21 protein-coding genes are annotated in these 21018 nt (G+C 71.5%); 6 read left to right on the forward strand and 15 right to left on the reverse strand.

Annotation, left to right across the window (positions count from 1 at the left end; all coding sequences use genetic code 11):
- Positions 1-5 precede the first annotated feature (5 nt).
- The 4 genes from NZH93_RS30740 to NZH93_RS30755 form a co-directional block, all read right to left on the reverse strand.
- Complete coding sequence (locus tag NZH93_RS30740; protein ID WP_259626745.1) at positions 6-422, reverse strand: hypothetical protein; 417 nt, start codon at positions 420-422, stop codon at positions 6-8.
- Between the two features lie 4 nt (positions 423-426).
- Positions 427-729 (reverse strand): hypothetical protein, encoded by a 303-nt coding sequence (locus NZH93_RS30745; RefSeq protein WP_259626746.1) that lies wholly within the window; start codon positions 727-729, stop codon positions 427-429.
- A gap of 17 nt (positions 730-746) precedes the next feature.
- On the reverse strand, positions 747-1424 hold the full coding sequence (locus NZH93_RS30750; protein ID WP_259626747.1) for a Crp/Fnr family transcriptional regulator: 678 nt from the start codon (positions 1422-1424) through the stop codon (positions 747-749).
- A 90-nt stretch (positions 1425-1514) separates the two neighbouring features.
- On the reverse strand, positions 1515-2327 hold the full coding sequence (locus NZH93_RS30755; RefSeq protein ID WP_259626748.1) for a lipase family alpha/beta hydrolase: 813 nt from the start codon (positions 2325-2327) through the stop codon (positions 1515-1517).
- Positions 2328-2490: 163 nt separating this feature from the next.
- Between NZH93_RS30755 and NZH93_RS30760 the strand changes: the two genes are divergently transcribed.
- Complete coding sequence (locus NZH93_RS30760) at positions 2491-3879, forward strand: WS/DGAT/MGAT family O-acyltransferase (RefSeq protein ID WP_259626749.1); 1389 nt, start codon at positions 2491-2493, stop codon at positions 3877-3879.
- The gene (locus NZH93_RS30765) at positions 3876-4445 is read left to right on the forward strand and encodes a hypothetical protein (protein ID WP_259626750.1); all 570 of its coding nucleotides are present in this window, start codon (positions 3876-3878) and stop codon (positions 4443-4445) included. The genes NZH93_RS30760 and NZH93_RS30765 overlap by 4 nt, the downstream gene beginning before the upstream one ends.
- Here NZH93_RS30765 and NZH93_RS30770 read toward each other — a convergent pair.
- From NZH93_RS30770 to NZH93_RS30785, 4 genes are read right to left on the reverse strand one after another with little or no spacing between them, the layout of a single operon-like run.
- The gene (locus NZH93_RS30770; RefSeq protein ID WP_259626751.1) at positions 4437-5345 is read right to left on the reverse strand and encodes an alpha/beta fold hydrolase; all 909 of its coding nucleotides are present in this window, start codon (positions 5343-5345) and stop codon (positions 4437-4439) included. The genes NZH93_RS30765 and NZH93_RS30770 overlap by 9 nt on opposite strands.
- A gap of 53 nt (positions 5346-5398) precedes the next feature.
- Positions 5399-6268, reverse strand: coding sequence for a patatin-like phospholipase family protein (locus NZH93_RS30775; RefSeq protein ID WP_443742670.1), 870 nt, complete (start codon positions 6266-6268; stop codon positions 5399-5401).
- Complete coding sequence (locus tag NZH93_RS30780; protein WP_259626753.1) at positions 6268-7074, reverse strand: LLM class flavin-dependent oxidoreductase; 807 nt, start codon at positions 7072-7074, stop codon at positions 6268-6270. Before NZH93_RS30780 ends, NZH93_RS30775 begins: the two co-directional genes overlap by 1 nt.
- 57 nt (positions 7075-7131) lie before the next feature.
- Positions 7132-7974 (reverse strand): SDR family oxidoreductase, encoded by an 843-nt coding sequence (locus NZH93_RS30785; RefSeq protein ID WP_259626754.1) that lies wholly within the window; start codon positions 7972-7974, stop codon positions 7132-7134.
- A gap of 79 nt (positions 7975-8053) precedes the next feature.
- On the opposite strand from NZH93_RS30785, the gene NZH93_RS30790 reads away from it, so the two are divergent.
- Positions 8054-8485, forward strand: coding sequence for a MerR family transcriptional regulator (locus NZH93_RS30790; RefSeq protein ID WP_259626755.1), 432 nt, complete (start codon positions 8054-8056; stop codon positions 8483-8485).
- On the opposite strand, the gene NZH93_RS30795 is transcribed toward NZH93_RS30790, so the two are convergent.
- Positions 8474-9895, reverse strand: a complete 1422-nt coding sequence (locus tag NZH93_RS30795; protein ID WP_259626756.1) for an FAD-dependent oxidoreductase — start codon at positions 9893-9895, stop codon at positions 8474-8476. The genes NZH93_RS30790 and NZH93_RS30795 overlap by 12 nt on opposite strands.
- Positions 9896-10080: 185 nt before the next feature.
- On the opposite strand from NZH93_RS30795, the gene NZH93_RS30800 reads away from it, so the two are divergent.
- Together NZH93_RS30800 and NZH93_RS30805 are read left to right on the forward strand one after the other, a co-directional pair.
- The gene (locus NZH93_RS30800; protein WP_259626757.1) at positions 10081-12393 is read left to right on the forward strand and encodes a Tex family protein; all 2313 of its coding nucleotides are present in this window, start codon (positions 10081-10083) and stop codon (positions 12391-12393) included.
- 21 nt (positions 12394-12414) lie between these two features.
- A complete protein-coding gene (locus NZH93_RS30805; protein ID WP_259626758.1) occupies positions 12415-14022 on the forward strand; it encodes a phytoene desaturase family protein in 1608 nt (535 codons plus the stop codon).
- Between the two features lie 94 nt (positions 14023-14116).
- Here NZH93_RS30805 and NZH93_RS30810 read toward each other — a convergent pair whose 3' ends face one another.
- The 6 genes from NZH93_RS30810 to NZH93_RS30835 form a co-directional block, all read right to left on the reverse strand.
- Positions 14117-15343: an ABC transporter substrate-binding protein gene (locus NZH93_RS30810; protein ID WP_259626759.1), complete on the reverse strand. Its 1227-nt coding sequence runs from the start codon at positions 15341-15343 to the stop codon at positions 14117-14119.
- Positions 15344-15515: 172 nt separating this feature from the next.
- Positions 15516-16058, reverse strand: coding sequence for a helix-turn-helix transcriptional regulator (locus NZH93_RS30815; RefSeq protein WP_259626760.1), 543 nt, complete (start codon positions 16056-16058; stop codon positions 15516-15518).
- Positions 16059-16244: 186 nt separating this feature from the next.
- The gene (locus NZH93_RS30820; RefSeq protein ID WP_259626761.1) at positions 16245-17687 is read right to left on the reverse strand and encodes a PTS fructose transporter subunit IIC; all 1443 of its coding nucleotides are present in this window, start codon (positions 17685-17687) and stop codon (positions 16245-16247) included.
- Entirely contained in the window at positions 17684-18136 is a 453-nt protein-coding gene (locus NZH93_RS30825) for a PTS sugar transporter subunit IIA (protein WP_259626762.1), read from the reverse strand. Before NZH93_RS30825 ends, NZH93_RS30820 begins: the two co-directional genes overlap by 4 nt.
- Positions 18121-19071 carry a 1-phosphofructokinase gene (gene pfkB, locus NZH93_RS30830; RefSeq protein WP_259626763.1) on the reverse strand — a complete coding sequence of 317 codons (951 nt, stop codon included), beginning with the start codon at positions 19069-19071 and terminating at the stop codon, positions 18121-18123. The genes NZH93_RS30825 and pfkB overlap by 16 nt, the downstream gene beginning before the upstream one ends.
- Before the next feature lie 316 nt (positions 19072-19387).
- Positions 19388-20149: a DeoR/GlpR family DNA-binding transcription regulator gene (locus NZH93_RS30835; RefSeq protein WP_259626764.1), complete on the reverse strand. Its 762-nt coding sequence runs from the start codon at positions 20147-20149 to the stop codon at positions 19388-19390.
- A 92-nt stretch (positions 20150-20241) separates the two neighbouring features.
- Here NZH93_RS30835 and NZH93_RS30840 point away from each other — a divergent pair, with 92 nt between their 5' ends.
- The gene (locus NZH93_RS30840) at positions 20242-21015 is read left to right on the forward strand and encodes an enoyl-CoA hydratase/isomerase family protein (RefSeq protein WP_372506923.1); all 774 of its coding nucleotides are present in this window, start codon (positions 20242-20244) and stop codon (positions 21013-21015) included.
- Positions 21016-21018: the final 3 nt, after the last annotated feature.

The raw sequence follows: 21018 nt of genomic DNA on the forward strand, positions 1-21018 counted from the left end.
TGGCGCTAGGCGTGGCCGATCGCGCCGATGTCCACCACGTCCTTGGGCCTGAGCAGGAGTCGCTTGTACGCCAGGACATCCGTCAACCGGGCGAAGCGCAGCCCGTCGACGACGTCGGCGGTGTCGATCAACTCGTCCGCGCTCCTGGCGGGCGGGATCCACCGGCGGGAGAACTGGATGCGGCCACCCCAGAACTGCGCGACCTCGTCGCCGCTGATGCCGCCGACCCCCTGGACCCCGTGCTGCCACGCGTACCGCCAGGCGTCGCCGCGCGCCACCACGTCGAGGTCGCGGATCTCGGCGCGCAACCCGTGCGCCAGCAGGGGCGCGCTGCCGAACAGGACGAAGTCGTCGCGGTCGAGGCCGAGTTCGACGAGACGGGCGATGAGGGGGTGGGCGAGGAGGTCGCCGGGCGGCGGCAAGGGTCTACTCCCCGCCCGGATCGGTCCCACGCCTGAGCACGCGCCTGATCCACGCGGGCCGCTCCGCCTCTGGCGCCTCGGCGACGACCTCGGCGGGCCGCCCCGATTCCCACTGCCCCCAGGCGCGCATGATCTCGCTCCGCTCCGCGGGCGCGCTGTCCTTGAGCACGGCGGTGAGGCGGGCCGTGCGCGACCGCTCCTGCACCACCGTCTTGCCGAAGGACACCAGCGCCCACGCGGTGGACGGGATCGCCACGACCGCGGCGGCGATCAGGGATCCGGCCTCGGTCAGCAGGCTCGCGCTCATCGACGACCTCCCCGCGGTCACAGCAGAGCGGTGCGGTTGCCGTCGGCGATCTGCGCCAGGTCGGCCATCTCGCGGATCAGCAGGGTCTGCCGCCCGGTGTCGACCAGGCGCTCGTCCTTGAAGGTCCGGATGATCTTCTTGACCGAGTCGAGCGACGCCCCGGTCAGCGTCGCCAGGTCCTGCTGACTGAAGCGCAGGAGCGTGCCGCCGTCGCCGGGGGTGCCGACACCGCTGTCGACCAGTTCGACGATGGCCTTGGCCAGGCGCTGCTCGACCGCGAGGTCCGACTCCACGATCTTGCGGGTCGCCTGCTCCAGCCGCTCGTCGGCGGCGAACAACTGGGCGCGCATCGCGCGCGGGTGGTCGTAGAGGAACTTCAGCCATTCGGCCGCGGGCAGGTAGAGCATCTCCACCTCGTCGAGCGCGACGACGCTGGCGGAGCGCGGCCTCTGCCGGATGGCGGCCATCTCGCCGACGATCTCACCGGGCTTGCGGATGGCCACGATCCTCGGCGGCGTGCCGACGACGATCTTGACGTGCCCCTTCTGGATGAGCAGCGCGAAGTCCGTCTCCTCGCCCTGGCTGATGAAGACGTGCCCCTCCTGCCGGTGGATGACCCTGCCGACCGACCGGAGCGCCAGCAGTTCCTCCTCGGTGAGGAGGGGATCACCCGGAGAAGAGGATAATTCAGCCATGTCCTGAGTGTAAAGATACACTTAGCTGCGAGCAAGGCCCACGACGAAGAAGCCCGCCCCGACGGATCAGGGCGGGCTTCGACGGAGGGACTACGCGGCCTTCGGGTACATGTTCGCCATCCCCGGCGGGGGCGCGAACGGACGCCAGTAGCCGTACGGCTGGGAGAGCCGGTCGGCCACCACCCACATGACCGACGGGTTGTAGCCGAAACCCAGGTGGCTGCACGAGACCGCCACGTTCTCCGCCCGCGGGCCGGGGTCCGACACGCAGCCCTGCCACGGGACGATGCCGTCGGTCTTGGAGTAGACCGAGGTCGCGGGCACCGGGAACGCCGGACGGCTGTGCTCGGGCGGCGGGTGGGCGGCGCCCGCGGTGTAGAAGCGGGACAGCAACTGGTAGGCCGGGTTCGCCCTGGTGTGCTTCATGTCGGTCATCGCGTAGGGGCTACCCAGCGTGATGACCTGGCGGACCAGCTCCGGGTGTTCCCTGGCGATCTCGCGGGCGAAGATGCCGCCCAGGCTCCAGCCGATGATGCTGACCTTGTCTGCCCTGCCGAGTTCGCGGAGCTGGGCGCGGATGCCCTGGACCGCGGGAACGGTCGGACCGATGTTGCGGCCCAGGCCCCAGCCGTGGACGTCGTAGCCGAGCTTCGCCAGGAAGCGGCGCAGCACGGAGGTCGAGCCGTCGGAGGCGCCGAGGCCGGGCAGGACCATCACCTGGTGGCCGTCACCGCTCGGCGCGGCGCGCAGGAGCTGCCTGGTGGCGGCGAACTGGCCGATGTCGACGGCGGCTCTCGTCGGTTCCGTCAGGTACCACAGGAGACTGGGGGCTTGACCCTCGACGAGCGGGAGAGGAGGCTCGTCCGGCAGCGGGAAGTAGGCGTCTGAAGGTACGGCTGTCATCGCCATCCCCCGTTCCGTCGGCAAATCCGCTACTGCATGTGTCCATGATGTTTCCTGAAAGTGAATTGCGCCACCCCTAGAACGTCTCGGTTGGGCGCGCTCTCACCCCAGTGGTCCTGGACTGCGGCAGACCGGGAGTCCTACGGTCTCCACTGTGGACCGGATGAGCGCGATGGACGCAAGCTTCTACTTCGTCGAGGACGAGAACGTGCCGATGCACGTCGGATCGGTGCTGGTGTTCGAGGGACCAGCCCCCTCCTACGGCGACGTGATCAGGCTCTTCCTCTCGAAAATGGACAGCGTGCCGCGCTACCGGCAGCGCGTGAAGAGCCTCCCGCTGCACGTCGGACGCCCCGTCTGGGTCGACGACGACCACTTCCAGATCCTCTACCACGTGCGCCACACCGCCGTGCCCTCACCGGGTGGCGACGACCAGCTCCGCAACCTGGCGGGCCGGTTGTTCGCGCAGCGGCTCGACCTGAGCAAGCCGCTGTGGGAGGTCTGGCTCGTCGAGGGCCTGGAGAACGGGCGCTGGGCGATCATCTCCAAGGTCCACCACTGCATGATCGACGGCGTGGCGGGCACGGACCTGATGCAGCTCCTGCTCGACTGGCGGGAGGAGGCGGAACTGCCGGAGCCCAAGGAGTGGAAGCCGCAGCCCAGCCCGTCGCAGCTCGACCTCGTGGTCGACGGCGTGCGCGACGCCGTGTGGACGCCGGTCAAGCACCTGGCCGCCATCCCGGCGTTCGCCAGGAGCCTGCGCAGCGGGTCGGAGCTGCTGGACATCGGCCGCGCCGTCCTCGGCAGCCTGCCCGGCACGGCGAAGCGCCTGACCTCCTCGACCGCGGGCTCGTTGAACGGCCCGATCGGGCCGCACCGCCGCTGGGTGTGGGCGAAGGCGGACCTCGCGGAGGTCAAGAAGATCCGCAAGTCGGTCGGCGGCACGGTCAACGACGTCATCCTGACCGCGATCACGCACGGGTTCCGCGAGCTGCTGGCCAAGCGCGGGGAACTGGTCGACGGCCAGGTCGTGCGGACCATGGTGCCGGTGTCGATGCGCGCCGCGGACGAGCACGACCGGTTGGACAACCGGGTCAGCGCGGTGCTGGTGAACCTGCCGGTCAGCACGCTGGAGCCGCTGGAGCGGCTGGCCTCGATCCGCGAGCAGATGGACGACCTGAAGGGCAGCAGGCAGGCGGCGGGCGCGGACGTGCTGACGAAGGCGGGCAACTTCGCCGCGCCGACGCTGCTCGCGCTGGGGTCGCGCACGGCGATGCGGTTCCCGCAGCAGCTCCTGCAGACCGTGACGACGAACGTGCCCGGCCCGCGCGTGCCGCTGTTCATGCTCGGCCGGGCGTTGAAGGAGATCTACCCCTACGTGCCGATCGCCAGCACGATGCGGATCTCCATCGGCATCTTCTCCTACCTCGACCAGATCACCTTCGGCATCAACGCGGACTTCGACGGCGTGCCGGACGTTCAGGTGCTGGCCGACGGCATCCGCGCGGGCTTCGACGAACTGCTGGCCGTCGCCGCGACCCCGGCAGGGTGATCCCCGGTCTCGTCCACTCCGTCCTCCAGCTCGCCACCCGGCCGCTGACGGACCGGCGGGTGACCGTGCGCGTCGGGGAGGCCGACGCGACGATGACGGTCGCCGACGTCGACTGCACGCTGGGCGCGCTCGGGTTGGCGCTCGGCCAGTTCGACGACGTGCGGATCGTCGTCGAGGACGTCGAGTGGTCCGGGCGGACGGCCAGGAGGCTCGCGGTGAGCTGCGTGAACGTCCACGTCAACCCCGGTCCGACGCTGGTGGCCGCGCCGGTCGAGGTCGAACTGGTGCTGGGCGCCCAGGACGTCGGCAAGCTCGACATCGGCGCGGACGGCGTGCTGCGGTGGGGGGTCGTGCCGCTGGTGCCGTCCGTGCGGGACGGCGAGCTGTGGGTCCGCACCGGGTTCCTGCCGCTGCGCAGGCAGGTCCCGGTGCCCGCGCTGCCCGGCGGTCTGCGGCTGACCGGGGTCGAGACGGCACCGGGCGAGGTGGTCGTCACGGCCCGCTCCGAGCAGTGGCGGGAACGGGTGCCGCTCACCAAGCTGGTGCGGCTGCTGCGGTCAGCGTGATCCGAGCCAGTCGAGCAGCCGGTCCGCGACGACGTCCGGGACCTCGATCTGCGGCACGTGGCCGATGCCCTCGAACACGTCGAACCGCCAGCCGGGGTTGCGCGCCGCGGTCGCCTTGGCCGATCCGACGGGGACCAGCCGGTCCTTGTCGCCGGTCATCAGGAACACCGGCACCCTGATGTTCTTCATCGCCCGCCAGTAGGCGCCGCGGCGGGCGTTGACCAGGACGATCGACTTGGCCGCCGCGAGGAACGCCGTGTCCAGTCCGGGCACCTCGGCGCGCTGCTCGATGAGGCTCATGGAGGCGAGGATCAACTCCTCCGGCACGACCTTCGAGTCGGCGCACACCAGGTTCATCACCTGCTTCACCTGCTGGCGCGGCGTCTGCCCGGACCGCGCCTTCGCGAGCACCCGCTCCCCCAGCCCCGGCAGGGCGTAGAGGAAGAACGTCGACATGACCAGCGGGTCCGGCCGCACGCCGAAGACCAGCGGCAGGGCCGGGTCGACCAGCGCAAGCGCGGTCACCGTGTCCGGGTTCGCGGCGGTGTGCAGGATCGAGATCATCCCGCCCATCGAGTTGCCGACCAGCACGACCGGCTTGCCGACGACCTCGCGCAGGAACCGGTCCAGCAGCCGCGCGTTCGCCGCGACCGTCGTCCGCCGCCCCTCGGGGTGCGTCAGCCCGAACCCGGCCAGGTCGACGGCCACGACGTGCGCGTGCCCGACCAGCCGGGGCGCGAGCAGGCACCAGTTGAGGTGCGACCCGCCGAGCCCGTGCACCAGTACGACGGTCGGCGCGTCCGGATCGTCCGGCCCGCCGAAGTCGACGTAGTGCACCTGGCCGTCCAGGTCGGCATAACGGCTGGTCCCACCCCAGTTCGCCACGCTCATCGCAGTCATACCGACCAGTATGTCGCTTGAAGCTACCTACCGGTAGTGGAGCTGTGACACACCTAGATCGTCTCCACCGGCGGCCCGCCAGGAGCGCCGTACAGGCCCGGTCCGTCGACCCGCACGGTGTCCAGGAACGCGGTCGACGCCGTGTACGAGCTGGCGATCAGCTCGGCCGTGTGGCTGAAGTCCAGCGGTGTCACGGGCTGGACCGGCGGGCCGGGCAGGTAGAGCACCGGGACGTCCGCGGAGGCCAGTTCGACCTCCAGGACGGCCTGGTTGCGCATGCTCAGGGTGGCCCAGAACAGCAGCGTCTCGGCCAGGGTCTCCGGGACGGTCGGCAGGTGGCCGGGGAACGCGCAGTCCAGCACCACCAACGACTTCGCGCCCATCGCGAGCGCCTGGCGGATCGGCACGTTGGCCAGGACGCCGCCGTCGTAGAGGACGCGGCCGTCCAGGTGCACGGGCGGGTAGACGCCGGGGATGGCGCTGCTGGCCAGGATGGCCGGGACGAGCGGGCCGGTGCGGATGAGCACCGCCTGGCCGGTCGTGGAGTCCACCGCGACCGCGCCGAACGGGAGGCGCAGGTCGGCGAAGTCGTCGGCACCACCCAAGCCCTGCTCGATCACCGTGGCAAGACCGGTGTTGGGGAACAGGAACTTCTTGTGGGCGCGCAACGTCCGCAACTGGGCGAGCGGACCGCCGGGGAACACGCGCGGGCGGGTCATGTGCTCCCAGATCAGCGCGAGCCGTTCGGGGGCCTTGTCCGGGTCGAGGGCGAGCAGCGAGCCGTTGACCGAGCCGACGGACGTGCCGACGACCAGGTCGGGGGTGATGTCGTGCTCCGCCAACGCCTTCAGCATGCCGACCTGGCCAGCGCCGAGGCTGCCGCCGCCTCCGAGGACGAACCCGACGGGACCGGGCAGCGCGATCACGACGGCGGCCCGGCGGTGACGCGCCTGCGCACGGCCTCGGGCGTGGTGTCCCAGTTGGACTCGACCCACCAGGTCGCGCCCGCGTCCTCCCACTCCCGCACGGAGTCGCCGGGCGAGGTCACGCCTTCGGCGACGACGTCGTACCCCTCCCACGGCAGGCCGAGGTCCGAGCGGAGCTCCCGCGCCGCGCCGACGACCTCGGCCAGTTCCGCGGGCGATTCGGGACCGCGCGCACCCTCCGGGCCGAACACGTTCGGCACCAGGCCGTCCCAGCGCACGGCGCGGCCCAGCGACTTCCGGGAGGGGTGCGCGCCGACGACCCACACCGGCACCCGCGGGCGCTGCACGGTGGGCGGCGGTGGGAAGAAGTCGGTCTCCCGCACGGTGTGGCGCCGCCCGTCGAAGGAGAACGGCCTGCCGCGCATCAGCCCGTCGTAGACGGCCAGCCCCTCGTCGAGCAGCAGCGCCCGTTCGGCGCGACCGGTGTCCGGCTCGAACGCCGTCCAGCCGGGGTGCAACGCGCCGAGGCCGACGGAGAGCTGCACCCGACCGCCGGACAAGCGGTCGAGCGTGCCGACCTTGGACGCCACGTCCCACGGTTTGAAGCGCGCCAACGGGGTGAGCATCGTGCCGAGCCGGATCCGCTGGGTGCACATGGCCGCCGCGGTCAGCGAGACCCACGCGTCCACACCCCACACGGCCTCGGCGAGGAACACCCCGTCCCACCCGTGCGCCTCGGCCAGCACGGCGGTTTCGGCGACGTCCGGCGCGTCGAAGAACGGCAGCACAACCCCAGCTCGCATCGTTGACCTCCGGCGAGCACGGTAACCCGGCGGGCCGCGCCCCGCCCCGGAGCCGTGCTACCGGGTGGCGAACTCGTCCCGTGCCACGGACAGCGCGGTCTCGCGGTGGGCGTCGTGCTCCTCCAGGCGGGCCACCAGGGACGCGCGGACGTCCTGGTAGGTGTCCGGGCCCAGCGGCAGGCGCAGCGGGACCTCGCCGCTGTCGACCAGGTCGACGATCGCGCCCGCGATCTTCTCCGGGTCGTTGGCCAACGGGAAGTCGCCGTTGGCGATGGCGCGCCGGACGTCGCCCGCGGGCCCGGCGTCGTACTCGGGCATGATCGGCGCGGTGGCCAGCGCGGCCCCGAACCCGGTCGGTGACGCCCCCGGCTCGACGATCGTCAGGCCGATGCCGAACGGGGCGATCTCCTGGGCGGCGGTCTGGCAGAAGCCCTCGATCCCCCACTTCGACGCGTGGTAGTAGCCGAAGTTCGGGTACGTGGTCTGCCCGCCCGCCGTGGAGATCTGGAGGACGCGGCCGTGCCCCTGCGCCCGCAGGTGCGGCAGTGCGGCGCGGATGACCGAGATGGACCCGATCAGGTTGGTGTCGACCACCTGCCGGACCTGCTCGTCCGTCGCCTCCTCAACCGCGGCGAACACCGCGTAACCGGCGTTGTTGACGACCACGTCGACCGTGCCGAGTTCCGCGAACGCCGCGTCCACGACCGCGCGGACCTCCGTGGTGTCGGTCACGTCCAGGCGCCGCACCCAGAGCCGGTCGCCGTGCTCGGCGCGCAGCCCGTCGAGCACCTCGGGGCGCCGCAGGGTCGCCGCCACCCGGTCGCCGCGTTCCAGCAGCCGCCTGGTGAGCAGCAGGCCGAAGCCCGACGACGTGCCGGTGATGAACCAGGTCTTGCTCATGGGTCTTCCCTTCCTCGTGGCTGCCACCGACGCTAGGAGTTAGAGGCGACTCGAAGTCAACCTCCCTACAGTGGGGGGTATGACCACAGCCTCCAGCACCACGCTGACGATCGGCGAAGTCAGCGCACTGACCGGCTTGTCGACGCACACCCTCCGGTTCTACGAGCAGGAGCACCTGTTCGTGGAGCCGGTGCGGCGCACCAGCGCGGGCCGCCGCGTCTTCACCGACTCCGAGGTCGGCTGGCTGCGCGTCTGCACGAAGCTCCGGTCCTCCGGCATGCCGCTGGCCGACATCCGCCGCTACGCCGACCTGGTCCGCCAGGGCCCCGGTACCGAGGCCGCGCGCCTCGACCTGCTGCGCGGCCACGAGGCCAGGGTGACCAGGCAGGTGGAGGAGCTGAACGAGGCGCTGGACGTCATCAAGGCCAAGGTGTCCCTCTACGAGGAGCACCTGGCCGCGGGGACGGCCGACGCGCTCTGGCGCGACGGCCCCGCGTGCTCAAGCGCCTGATCGCCGGGCCGACACCTTCCGGCGCAGCCCGACCACGATCGCCCGCAGCAGGGTGCTCGGCCTGGCCAGGACGGCCGGTGGCGCGAGCATCGCGGTGACGTCGTTCATCCGCTCGGCGACCACCGGGTCGGTCGAGGACGCCTTGAACACCAGCCCGCCGATCCACTTGATGACCGGGTAGCCGCGCGGGTACGGGCCGTCCACGTGCGGCAGCGACAGGTCGGCGAGGGTGGAGACCTGCCAGGCCGCGTCGACCACGACCCGCACGTCGTCGAAGTACGTCTTCGCGGGCGCGCCGAGGTCCGGGTTGGACCGCAGGTAGGCCGAGAGGCAGGAGGCGTGCAGCGCCGCGGACGTCATGCCCTGGCCGTAGACCGGGTTGAACGACGCGACGGCGTCGCCGGTGGCCACGACACCGCCCGGCAGGCGGTCGACCAGGTGGTAGTCGCGGCGCCTGCTGTCGGCCTGGTGGTAGGTGATGACGTCGCCGATCATCTCGCAGCGCTCGGCGATGTCGCCGTAGACCGGGGGGAAGTCGCGGCGGCAGCGGGTCCGGTAGTCCTCGACGTCGCGGGTCGGGCGGTCGTCGTCGTAGCCGGAGATCAGCATGGTCCACCGGTCGCCCTCGACCCGGTTGATGCCCGCGATCCGCGCGACCCTCCCCTCCTCCGGCACGGAGTCCGCGGTGGACACGGAGACCCAGGTGTCGCTGACGGCGTCGTCGCGCTTGAACACCGCCGTGGCGTAGTTGAGCTTGATGGGCATCCGCCGCATCGGCGGGCGCTGCCAGCCGTTGTCCCCGAGCCAGTCGCCGAGCCTGCTGGACCGGCCCATCCCGTCGACCACGAGGTCGGCGGGCGCCACCACCTCCTCGGTCGCGCCCTCCGGGACGTAGCGGGCGCCGACGACCCGGTCGTCGTCGAACACCAGGCCCTGCGCGCGGCCCGTGACGAACTTGACGTTGGGCACGGCACCGGTCCTGGCGCGCACCAGGCCCTCCAGGAACGGGCGGGTGCTGAGCAGCGCCGGGTCGTGCTTGGACGGCGGTCCGATGCGGAGTTCGCCGTTGCTGTGGAACTTCACGCCGCCGCGCGGCGGGAGCACCGCGCCCTCGGCGACGGCGGCCTCGGTGAAGCCGGGGAACCAGCGGTCGAGCTGCACGTTGCCCGCGGCGAGCAGTGCGTGCACGTGGCCGCCCTGCGGCACGCCGGAGCGCGGGCCGCCGTCGGCCGCGCCACCGTCCCGCTCGATGACCAGCACCTCGTCGGCGTGGTCGCTGAGCACCCGCGCCGCCAGCAGCCCCGCCATGCTCCCGCCGAGCACGACGGCCCTCCGCATGATCACGTCGGTGCGGGTGGGCGGGGTCGGTGTGCTGATCTCGGCGAACTTGCGGGTGGGTGACGACGGCACGCGCTGCTCCTAGGAAAGGTGAGAATTACTCCGGTTATCTAGCGTCGGGTGGTGATCCGTCAACTCCCCACGGCCGGAGTCGCTCGACAGCGACGCCGATTACGCCCAACGGCCCAGTGGAACCGGCGGGGGGTCGCGGCACCCGACCGACCGCGGGGGCGTGAGGGCGGGCACAATGCCTGACCGTGACGACTTCCATTGACCAGAGGATCGCCGACGAGCTCGGGGTACGCGCGGGGCAGGTCACAGCGGCCGTCGAGCTGCTCGACGGCGGAGCCACCGTGCCGTTCATCGCCCGCTACCGCAAGGAGGTGACCGGAACGCTCGACGACACCCAGCTCCGCACGCTGGAGGAGCGCCTCGGCTACCTGCGCGAGCTGGAGGAGCGCCGGGCCGCGGTCATCGACTCGGTCCGCACCCAGGGCAAGCTGGACGACGCGCTGCACGCGCAGCTCCTCGCGGCGGACTCCAAGGCGCGGCTGGAGGACCTCTACCTGCCGTTCAAGCCGAAGCGCCGCACCAAGGCGCAGATCGCGCGCGAGCAGGGCCTCGAACCGCTGGCGGACCAGCTCATCGGCGACCCGTCGCACAACCCGCAGGAGCTGGCGGCGGGCTTCGTGACCGAGGAGGTCGCGGACGCGGCGGCGGCGCTGGCCGGTGCGCGGGCGATCCTGGTCGAGCGGTTCGGCGAGGACGGCGACCTGATCGGCGAGCTGCGCGAGCAGATGTGGACGCGCGGTCGCCTGGTGTCGAAGCTGCGCGACGGCAAGGAGGAGGAGGGCTCGAAGTTCTCCGACTACTTCGACTTCTCCGAGCCGTTCACGAAGCTGCCGTCGCACCGGATCCTGGCGATGTTCCGCGGGGAGAAGGAAGAGGCGCTCGACCTGGTGCTGGAGCCCGAGGAGGCGCCGGAGGAAGGCCCGAGCACGTACGAGGTCCGGATCGCGCAGCGGTTCGGCGTCGCGGACCGCGGCCGTCCGGCGGACCGCTGGCTCAACGACACCGTGCGCTGGGCGTGGCGCACCCGCATCCTCATCCACCTCGGCATCGACCTGCGGTCGCGGCTGCGCCAGTTCGCCGAGGACGAGGCCGTGCGCGTGTTCGCGTCGAACCTGCGCGACCTGCTGCTGGCCGCCCCGGCGGGCACCCGCGCCACGATGGGCCTCGACCCCGGTTTCCGCACCGGCGTGAAGGTCGCCGTGGTCGACGCGACCGGCAAGGTCGTGGCGCACGAGACGATCTACCCGCACGTGCCCGCGAACAAGTGGGACCAGTCGATCCACACCCTCGCCGGGCTGGCGAAGAAGCACGACGTCGAGCTGATCGCGATCGGCAACGGCACCGCCTCCCGCGAGACGGACAAGCTCGCCGCGGACCTGATCTCCCGGCACCCCGACCTCAAGCTCACCAAGGTGATGGTGTCCGAGGCGGGCGCGTCGGTGTACTCCGCGTCGGCGTTCGCGTCGCAGGAGCTGCCCGGCCTGGACGTGTCGATCCGCGGCGCGGTCTCGATCGCCCGCCGGTTGCAGGACCCGTTGGCGGAGCTGGTGAAGATCGACCCGAAGTCCATCGGCGTCGGCCAGTACCAGCACGACCTGGCGGAGACGAAGCTGTCGAAGTCGCTCGACGCGGTGGTCGAGGACTGCGTGAACGCGGTCGGCGTCGACCTGAACACCGCGTCCGCGCCGCTGCTGACCCGCGTCTCCGGCATCACGTCCGGGCTGGCCGAGAACATCGTGCTGCACCGCGACTCCAACGGCCCGTTCCGCTCGCGCAAGGCGCTCAAGGACGTGGCCCGCCTCGGCCCCAAGGCATTCGAGCAGTGCGCGGGCTTCCTGCGCATCCCGAACGCCGACGACCCGCTCGACGGCTCGACCGTGCACCCCGAGGCGTACCCGGTGGTGCGGCGCATGCAGCAGGCCGTCGGCGGCGAGTCCGTCGTCGGCAACGTGGCGCTGCTGAAGTCGTTGCGGGCCGAGAAGTTCGTGGACGAGACGTTCGGCCTGCCCACGATCACGGACATCCTGCGGGAGCTGGAGAAGCCCGGTCGCGACCCGCGTCCGGCGTTCAAGACCGCGACCTTCGCCGACGGCGTCGAGAAGCTCGGCGACCTGCGTCCCGGCATGGTGCTGGAAGGTGTCGTCACGAACGTGGCCGCGTTCGGCGCGTTCGTCGACATCGGCGTGCACCAGGACGGCCTGGTGCACATCTCCGCGCTGTCCAACGACTACGTGAAGGACCCGCGCGACGTCGTGAAGTCCGGTGACGTGGTCAAGGTGAAGGTCATGGAGGTCGACATCCCGCGCAAGCGGATCGGCCTCACGCTGCGGTTGCAGGACGAGCCGGGCAAGCCCAAGGAGCAGCAGCAGAACCGCGGCGGCAGGCCGCAGGGCCAGCGCGGCGGTGGTGGCGGCGGGCAGCAGAAGCAGCGCCAGGACCGCGCGCCCGCGGGTGGCGCGATGGCCGACGCACTGCGCCGCGCCGGACTCGGCAAGTAGGTCCCCGACGCAGGAGGCAGCATGGACCGGCCCGCCTTGGGTGGGGACGACGTCGACGCGGTGGTCATCGGATCCGGCCCGAACGGATTGGTGGCGGCCAACGTCCTCGCCGACGCGGGCTGGTCCGTGCTCGTCCTGGAGGGCGCGGCGACGCCCGGTGGCGCGGTGCGCACCGAGGAGATCACCGCGCCCGGCTTCCGCAACGACGTGTTCAGCGCGTTCTACCCGATGGGCGCCGGGTCGCCGGTGATCCGGGGGCTGGGGCTGGAGGAGCACGGGCTGCGGTGGGTGCACGCGCCGGAGGTGCTGGCGCACGTGCTGCCCGACGACCGGTCCGTGCTGCTGTCGCGGGACCTCGACCGCACGGCGGAGTCGGTGAGCGCGTTCGCGCCGGGCGACGGGGACGCGTGGCGCGCGGAGTTCGCGCTGTGGCAGCGGATCCGCGACGACGTGCTGGACGCGGTGCTGCGGCCGTTCCCGCCGATCAGGGCGGGGCGCGGGCTGCTGCGGTCGCTCGGTCCGGCGGAAGCGCTGCGGCTGACCAGGATGCTGACCCAGCCGGTGCGCGCGGTCGGCGCGGAGAAGTTCGCGGGTGAGGGCGCGCGGCTGCTGTTCGCGGGCAACACGATGCACACCGACCTCGGTCCGGACCAGTCCGGCGGCGGGGTGTTCGCGTGGCTGCTCACCATGCTGGGCCAGGAGATCGGCTTCCCGGTGCCGGAGGGCGGCGCGGGTGAGCTGACGAGCGCGCTGGTGCGCAGGCTGACCAGCCGCGGCGGGCGGGTCGAGTGCGGCAGGCGCGTCACGGGGGTGCTGCACGCGCGGGGCCGGGCGGTGGGGGTGCGCGACGTGTCGGGCACCGCCGTGCGGGCGAGGCGGGCCGTGCTGGCCGACGTGCCCGCGCCGAACCTCTACCTCGACCTGGTGGGCCGGGACTCGTTGCCGCCCAGGCTGATCGACGACCTGCGCCGGTTCGAGTGGGACGACGCGACCATGAAGGTCGACTGGGCGCTGTCCGGTCCGATCCCGTGGACGTCCCCGGACGCCCGGCTGGCCGGGACCGTTCACATCGGACCGGACGTGAACGGGCTCGCGGGCATCGCGAACGACCTGGCGTGCGGCCGGACGCCGCGCACGCCGTTCCTGCTGCTGGGCCAGATGACCACCACCGACCCGACCCGGTCCCCGGCGGGCACCGAGGCCGCGTGGGTCTACACGCACGTGCCGCGCGGCGAGCACTGGTCCGCGGACCGGCTGCGGCGCCGGGTGGACCGCATCGAGCAGGTCGTGGAGCAGCACGCGCCCGGCTTCCGCGACCTGGTCGTGAGCCGGTCCGTGCAGGGTCCCGCCGACCTGGAGCAGCGCAACGCCAGCCTGGTCGGCGGCGCGATCAACGCGGGCACGTCGGGCATCCACCAGCAGCTCGTGTTCCGCCCGGTGCCCGGCCTGGCGCGGGCGGACACACCGATCGACCGGCTGTTCCTGGCGGGCTCGTCGGCGCATCCGGGCGGCGGCGTGCACGGCGCGCCGGGCGCGAACGCGGCCCGCGCCGCACTGGCCCGCGACGGCTGGGCGGGCGGCGGCTACGGCGCGCTCATCCGGACGTTGAACCGAGCCGTCTACAACTAGCTGCCTCGCGGACCCGGTACCGGACGGTCTGTGTTGATGGCCGGGCGGAACCGATGCCGACCAGCCGCCCCGCAGTTCCGTCCGGCCCCACCGGCTACTTGGCCCGCGTGCCCTTGGCCTTCACGAGTTCGGACTCGAACAGCTTCTCGGTCACCACGAGGCCGCCCTTGACCTTGTCGTCCGGCCTGGCCATGTACGACTGGGTCGCCGACGGCCTGCCCGCCAGCGAGAAGCGCAGTTGGCCGGTGAGCCCGCTGGTCTCGACGCCGTTGGTGTCCTGGAACGCGCGCAGCACGCCGTCGCGGGTCAGGTCCTTCTCGGCGCAGGCCTTCTCCAGCACGGCGGCGAAGGCCATGGCGACCGCGTAGCCGTGGTTCACGGCCCCGTTGGCCTCCAGGTCGGGGTAGCGGGCCTCGAACGCCTTGGCCACGGCCTGGGGGCCCGCCGCGTCGGCGCCGTAGGGCGCGATGGGCGACACGACCTGCACCTGCTTCATCACGGCCGGGGCGGCCAGCGACTTGAGGATCGCCGGGTCGAAGCCCGCGACGTTGACCAGGAACGGGACGTCCCAGCCGAGTGCCGCCGCGGCGGCGACGGCCAGCGCGGTCTGCGCGGGGCTCGTGCTGAGCACGACCGCCCTCGCGTTCTGCGCCTTCAGCGCGGCGATCTGGGCGCCCAGGTCGTCGGCGGACTCCGCGACGGGCTTCTCGACCAGCGTCATGCCCCACTGCTGGGCGGCGAACGTGCTGCCCTCCAGCGCGTTGGTGCCGAAGTCGCCCTCGACGTGGACGTGCCCGATGGTGTCGCCGTCGGCGATGACCCCGTCGCGCTTGAGGTGGTCGAGGCCGTTCATCACGTCGATGTCGTAGGTGCCGCCGACGATCATCATGTGCGGGTTGCCCAGCAGCGCCGCCGACCAGGAGACCGGCGCGGCGAGCGCGCGGGTCTGGATCAGGTCGGGGGCGATGGCGGCGGTCATCGCGGCGCCGGTGATGTCGAGGAAGCCGAGGACCTTCGGTTCGAGGTCGAAGTACCCGTCGAGGGCTCGCTGGACGGTGAAGCCGTGGTCCTTGGTGGTCAGCTCGACCTTGCGGCCGCAGATCCCGCCGCGGGCGTTGAGTTCGCCGATGAACAGTTCGTAGCCCTTGATCCGGACGAGCGCGGTCGGTGCGAACGGCCCGCTCATGTCGGTCAGGACACCGAGGGAGATGGTGCTCTCGGTGACGCCGGGACCGGACTTGACGGTGGGCGCGGCGGAGGAGGCGCAGGCAGACGTGGCCACGACAGCCGTGAGGACCGCGGCCAGGGCACGACGACGCAAGACAGACTCCCACCAGTAAGTTACCAACTGGTAGCAGTGTATTCATCTCATATGGTGTTAGTGGGTGTTAATGTGATGTGACCCACCGGGATGAACTATTGACGCCCACTCACCGTACCCCGCGTGGAATATGACCAACGGCGCCCCCCAAGATCGGAGAGCGCCGTCGCGCCTACAGGTAGGACCGTTGACCCTGCCCCCAGGACATCGCCGCGGCGAGCTGCGCGCGGCGACCGATCTCCAGTTTGCGGTAGATGCGGGTGATGTGGAGTTCGACCGCGCGGGTGGATACCGAGAAGTGCTCGGCTATCTGCCGGTTGGTCTTGCCCTCCAACATCATCAGCGCGATCCGCCGTTCGTGCGGCGTGAGCGGGTCGTGGTCGATCGCGTCGACCGCCTGCCCGTCACGCGGCCGCACCAGCGCGGGCTCCGGTCGTTCCACCTGCGGCACACCCATGAGGACGTGCCACTGGCGAACGCGGAGTTCCGCGATCACGTGCGACCTGATGTACGGGTCGGCGCGGATGAGCTCGCGGACCGCCTGCTCGTCCGAGGCCTGGCACAGCAGCATCGCCGCCGAGCCGTCACCCACCAACCCGCCGCCGATCAGGACTCCCTGATCGGCAAGACGCTTCCAGTAATCACGATGTGCCACATGAATCGATCTGCGCACGTCGCCAGCGTCTCGGAAAATCATCTCAATGATGAAAGCCACTGGTTGATCCCCATTTCATTCAGCGGCCGATAACTACCTCCCTACTTAACTGGGATGATTTTGTCTAGTCAAGTGATGCAGATCACATGACATATACCAAACCCATATGACTCTTATAACGAGCGCGTCGGTAGAGGTCCGGAAGAACTAATCATCGGTGACCGGACCCTCTTCCCGATCAGGTAATCACGCGCTCACGGCGGCGGTGTTCGCCGTCGTCCCGGCGCTCTCCGGAACACCTGCCTTCAGTTGTTTCAGCAGGATCACGGCGACCGTGGAGATCACCGTCCCGATCGCCAGCGCGAGCACGAACAGCAACGGTTTCCCGATCAGGGGTAGCACGAAGATACCTCCGTGAGGAGCACGCAGCGTCACCCCGAACACCATCGACAACGCGCCCGTGGTGGCCGAGCCGAGCATGATGCTCGGGATGACCCGCAGCGGATCGGCGGCAGCGAACGGAATCGCGCCCTCGGTGATGAACGACGCCCCGAGCAACCACGCGGCCCGACCGTTCTCCCGTTCCACCTCCGTGAACAACGCCTTGCGGACGGTCGACGCCAGCGCGAGCGCGAGCGGCGGCACCATGCCCGCCGCCATCACCGCGGCCATGATCTGCAACGAGGTCCCGGTGCCGGTGGTGAGGCCGCCGACGGCGAACGCGTACGCCGCCTTGTTCACCGGGCCGCCCATGTCGAACGCCATCATCAGCCCGAGCAGCGCGCCCAGCAGCAGTGCGCTCGTGCCGCTCAGCCCGGTGAGCCAGTTCGTCAGGCCGGTCGTGGCCGCGGCGATCGGCTTGCCGACCACGACGTACATCAGGACGCCGACCACGATCGACCCGAGCAGCGGGTAGACCACCACCGGCATGATGCCCGCGACCGGGCGCGGCACCCTGATCCGCTTCAGCGCGCTGACGACCCCGCCCGCCAGCAGGCCCGCGACCAGGCCGCCGAGGAAGCCCGCGCCGACCGTGACGGCGATGGCGCCGCCCACGAACCCCGGCGCGATGGCGGGCCGGTCCGCGATGGCGAACGCGATGAAGCCCGCCAGCACCGGCACCAGGAACCCGAACGCGGCCGACCCGATCTGGAACATCAGCGCGGCCCAGCCCTGGAGCGAGCCCGCGTCGAACTGGTCGGTCACCTTGGGGGCGTCGACGATCTCGTAGCCGCCCAGCGCGAAGCTCAGCGCGATCAGCAGCCCGCCCGCGGCCACGAACGGGATCAGGTAGCTGACACCGGTCATCAGCCACTGCCGGACCTTGGTGCCCGTCCGGTCGTTCGCGCCGACCTTGGTGGTGAGCGCGGGCTTCGACGGGCCCGCCTTCGCCGCCTCCCTGGCCTGGTCGAACACCCCGGCCGCGCCGTTGATGGCCTGCTTGACGCCGACCTCGACGACCGGCTTGCCGTCGAACCGCTCCCGGCCCTGGACCGCCACGTCGACGGCGAAGATCACCGCGTCGGCGTCGGCGATGACCTGCGGGTCCAACGGAGCGGACCCGGCCGATCCCTGGGTCTCCACCTCGATGGTGTCCCCGTTCGCCTTCGCCGTCTGCTCCAGCGACTCGGCGGCCATGTACGTGTGCGCGATGCCCGTCGGGCACGCGGTGACGGCGACGAACTTCACGGGGCCACCTCCTGGCGGACGTACGCGGCGACCTCGGCGGGATCGGTCGCGGCGGTCAGGGTCTGCTTGAACTCGGCGCGCACGAGCCTGCGGGCCAGCGCGGCGAGGATCGTCATGTGCTCCGCCCCACCGCCCTCCGGCGCGGCGATCAGGAAGATCAGCTTCGCGGGACCGTCGTCCGCGCCGAAGTCGACGCCCCCGGCGTTGCGGCCGAACGCCAGCGTCGGCGCCGTGACGGCGGCGGACCGGCAGTGCGGGATGCCGATCCCGCCCTCCAGGCCGGTCGCCATCTGCGCTTCGCGCTTCTCGACGTCGGCGAGGAACAGTTCCAGGTCGGTCACCCGCCCCGCGGCCACGAGCCGCTTCGCCAGCGAGCGCACGACGTCCCGGCGATCGTGCTCGGCCAGATCGAGGTCGACCAGTTCCGTGGTGATCAGTTCGGCGTCCATGCCGCGGCTCCACTGAGGTTGAGTGATTCGTCGACGTCGATGCGGCGCACCGCGTCGGTGTGCACGTCCTTGGGCATCCGGCTGCCCTCCAGCGCCACGGCCGCCGTGCCGAACGCGACGGCCGTCAGCAGCGCGCGTTCACCGCGGGCCCCGGCGTGCAGGAACCCGGCCAGCGCCGCGTCCCCCGCGCCGACGGTGCTGCGCACCTCCACCGGTTCCGCCCGCGCGTGCCACGCGTTCGCTTGGTCGACCAGCAGCGCCCCGTCCGCGCCCAGGCTGACCAGCACCGCCCCCACCCCACCGCCGACCAGCACGCGGCAGTGGTCGAGCACGTCCCCCAGGCGCGGCAGCGGGTGCCCGGCCAGCTCGACCAGCTCGTCGAGGTTCGGCTTGACCAGGTCCGGTCCTGCCGCGCACGCCTCGGCGAGCGTCGCGCCGGACGAGTCGACGGCGACCTTCGCCCCTGCCCCGCGGGCGAGTCGGACCAGCCGCGCGTAGAAGTCCGACGGCACACCGAGCGGGAGGCTGCCGCAGCACACCAGCCAGTCCGCGCGCTCGGCCAGTTGCGCCGCCCGCGCCTCCAGCGCCGCCAGCTCGAACAGCGACAGCTCGGGACCGGGCTCGTTGATCTTGGTGGTCGTCCCGTCCGGCTCGACCAGCGCGATGTTGCTCCGCGTGCACCCGGCGATCGGCACCGCGACCACCGGAACCCCTTCCGGGGCCAGGAGTTCCGCCAACCGATCCCCCTCGGGCCCACCCGCGGGCAGCAACGCCACGGTGGGCGTCCCCGCGGCGGCCAGAGCCCGCGCCACGTTGACCCCCTTGCCACCGGGGTCGAGCCGCGTGGAGGACGCCCGCAACACCCCACCCCGGCGGAAGTCCTCCAGGGTGGCGGTCCGGTCCACGCTCGGGTTGGGCGTCACGGTGACGATCACAACGCCACCCACGACTTCCGGACACGCCGACCAAGCCCATGGCCGTGGGATGGGCCCCCGGATTCGACAGTAGGACAGGGGTCCGACAGTTTCGGGAAACGGTCGCGGGCAGGGCTTTCCCGCAGGGCGCGGCCCACCGGACCGAACGCACGGCCGAGCGCCACCCCGCAGGCCGGGTTCACCGGACCGAACCCACGCCGTCCAAGCCCAGCCCCACGGGCAAAGCCCACCGGACCGAACGCGCGCCGACCAAGCCCTACCCCGCAGGCTGGGCCCCCCGAATTCGACACTACGACAGGGGTCCGACAGTTCCTGGTCATGCCCGCACCACCCGTGCTCCGGCGTCTTCCAGTTCCGGGATCACGCCCGTGTCCAGGCCGGTGTCCGTGATCAGCAGGTCGATGTCCGCCCAGCGGGCGAAGCGGCTCAACTGGTCGGCGCCGTGCTTGCTCGAGTCGGCCAGCACGACGCGGCGGCGGGCGGCCTTGACCATGGCCGCCTTGACCGCCGCCTCGGCGATGTCGGGGGTGGTGCAGCCGTGTGCCAGGGAGAAGCCGTTGGCTCCCAGGAACGCCACGTCGACCAGCAGTCCTTCCAGCGCGGTCAGCGTCCACGACTCGACGGCCGCCAGGGTGATTCCCCGCACCCGGCCGCCCAGCAGGTGCAGCGTGGTGGCGGCGCGGCCCGCGACGATCGCGGCCACGGGCACGGAGTTGGTGACGACCGTCAGTTCGCGGTCGGTCGGCAGCAGGGTCGCGAGCCTGGCGGTGGTGGTGCCCGCGTCGATGAGCACGGTGCCGCGTTCGGGGATCTCGTCGAGCGCCGCGCGGGCGATCCGGTCCTTCTCGGCGGCGTTGGTCTGGTCCCGTTGCGCCACACCGGGTTCGAAGTCGAGGCGTTCGACGGTGACGGCGCCGCCGTACACGCGGCGGACGAGGCCCTGGCGTTCCAGCACCCCGAGGTCGCGGCGGATCGTCTCGGGGGCGACGCCGAGTTCGGCCGCCATGTCGCCGACCTCGATGCGGCCGTCGCGGCGTGAGCGCTGTGCCAGCAGTTGGTGCCGTTCCGCCGCGTACATGCCCGGTTCCCTCCGGTTGACGCCCGTTCTCCTCCGATTGTGACCATTGTTGCGACAGTGTCAAGACCCGATTGCCGTGAGAAGGTGGCGAGGTGGTGAAACTCGAACGTGATGCCGCAGGTCTGGCCGTCCTGACCGTCGACGCTCCCCCGCTGAACCTCTACACCGCCGAGTTGCACGACCAGCTCATCTCGGCGATCACCGAGGTCGAGGAGGACGCGCCCCGCGCGCTGCTGATCCGCGCCGAGGGCAAGGTCGTGAGCGGCGGCGTCGACGTGTCGCTGTTCGCGGCGCAGACCGGGCCCGACGAGGCCAAGGTGCTGTTCGACCGGATGCTCGACCTGCCGGACCGGATCGCCGCGCTGCCGTTCCCGACCGTGTTCGCCGCCCACGGCCTCACGCTGACCTGGGCGTTCGAGGTCGCCGTGGCGTGCGACATCATCCTGGCCGCGGCCCGCGCGAAGTTCGGCCTGGTCGAGAAGGTGATCGGCCTGACGCCCACGATGGGCGGCACCCAGCGCCTCGCGGCGCGCGCGGGGGTCGGGCGCGCCAAGGAGTTCGTGATGACCGGCGAGCGCTACGACGCCGCGACGCTGGAGCGGTGGAACGTCGTCAACCGCGTCCTGGCCGACGACGGCTTCGACGACACCGCCCGCCAGTTCGCCGCGACCCTCGCGGCAGGCCCGACGCGGGCGCACGCGGCGACCAAGGAGGTGCTGGAGCACTTCCAGAGCGGCGGTGTGCCGGAGGCGAACGCCCACGTCACCACGATCGCCGCCGCCCTCTTCGACACCGAGGACCTGCCGAACGCCGTCCGCTCGTTCCTGGCGGACGGACCCGGCAAGGCGACCTTCACCGGACGCTGAACC

Origin of the sequence: Umezawaea endophytica (assembly GCF_025061645.1) — a bacterium.
Lineage (GTDB): Bacteria > Actinomycetota > Actinomycetes > Mycobacteriales > Pseudonocardiaceae > Umezawaea > Umezawaea endophytica.

What these genes read in the sequence shown, in the direction of transcription:
- NZH93_RS30805 (WP_259626758.1), top strand. Translation starts at nt 12,415, where the DNA reads ATGGACCGGCCCGCCTTGGGTGGGGACGACGTCGACGCGGTGGTCATC.
- NZH93_RS30785 (WP_259626754.1), bottom strand. Translation starts at nt 7,974, where the DNA reads ATGAGCAAGACCTGGTTCATCACCGGCACGTCGTCGGGCTTCGGCCTG.
- NZH93_RS30760 (WP_259626749.1), top strand. Translation starts at nt 2,491, where the DNA reads ATGAGCGCGATGGACGCAAGCTTCTACTTCGTCGAGGACGAGAACGTG.
- NZH93_RS30780 (WP_259626753.1), bottom strand. Translation starts at nt 7,074, where the DNA reads ATGCGAGCTGGGGTTGTGCTGCCGTTCTTCGACGCGCCGGACGTCGCC.
- NZH93_RS30745 (WP_259626746.1), bottom strand. Translation starts at nt 729, where the DNA reads ATGAGCGCGAGCCTGCTGACCGAGGCCGGATCCCTGATCGCCGCCGCG.
- NZH93_RS30755 (WP_259626748.1), bottom strand. Translation starts at nt 2,327, where the DNA reads ATGACAGCCGTACCTTCAGACGCCTACTTCCCGCTGCCGGACGAGCCT.
- NZH93_RS30825 (WP_259626762.1), bottom strand. Translation starts at nt 18,136, where the DNA reads ATGGACGCCGAACTGATCACCACGGAACTGGTCGACCTCGATCTGGCC.
- NZH93_RS30750 (WP_259626747.1), bottom strand. Translation starts at nt 1,424, where the DNA reads ATGGCTGAATTATCCTCTTCTCCGGGTGATCCCCTCCTCACCGAGGAG.
- NZH93_RS30835 (WP_259626764.1), bottom strand. Translation starts at nt 20,149, where the DNA reads ATGTACGCGGCGGAACGGCACCAACTGCTGGCACAGCGCTCACGCCGC.
- NZH93_RS30790 (WP_259626755.1), top strand. Translation starts at nt 8,054, where the DNA reads ATGACCACAGCCTCCAGCACCACGCTGACGATCGGCGAAGTCAGCGCA.
- NZH93_RS30770 (WP_259626751.1), bottom strand. Translation starts at nt 5,345, where the DNA reads ATGACTGCGATGAGCGTGGCGAACTGGGGTGGGACCAGCCGTTATGCC.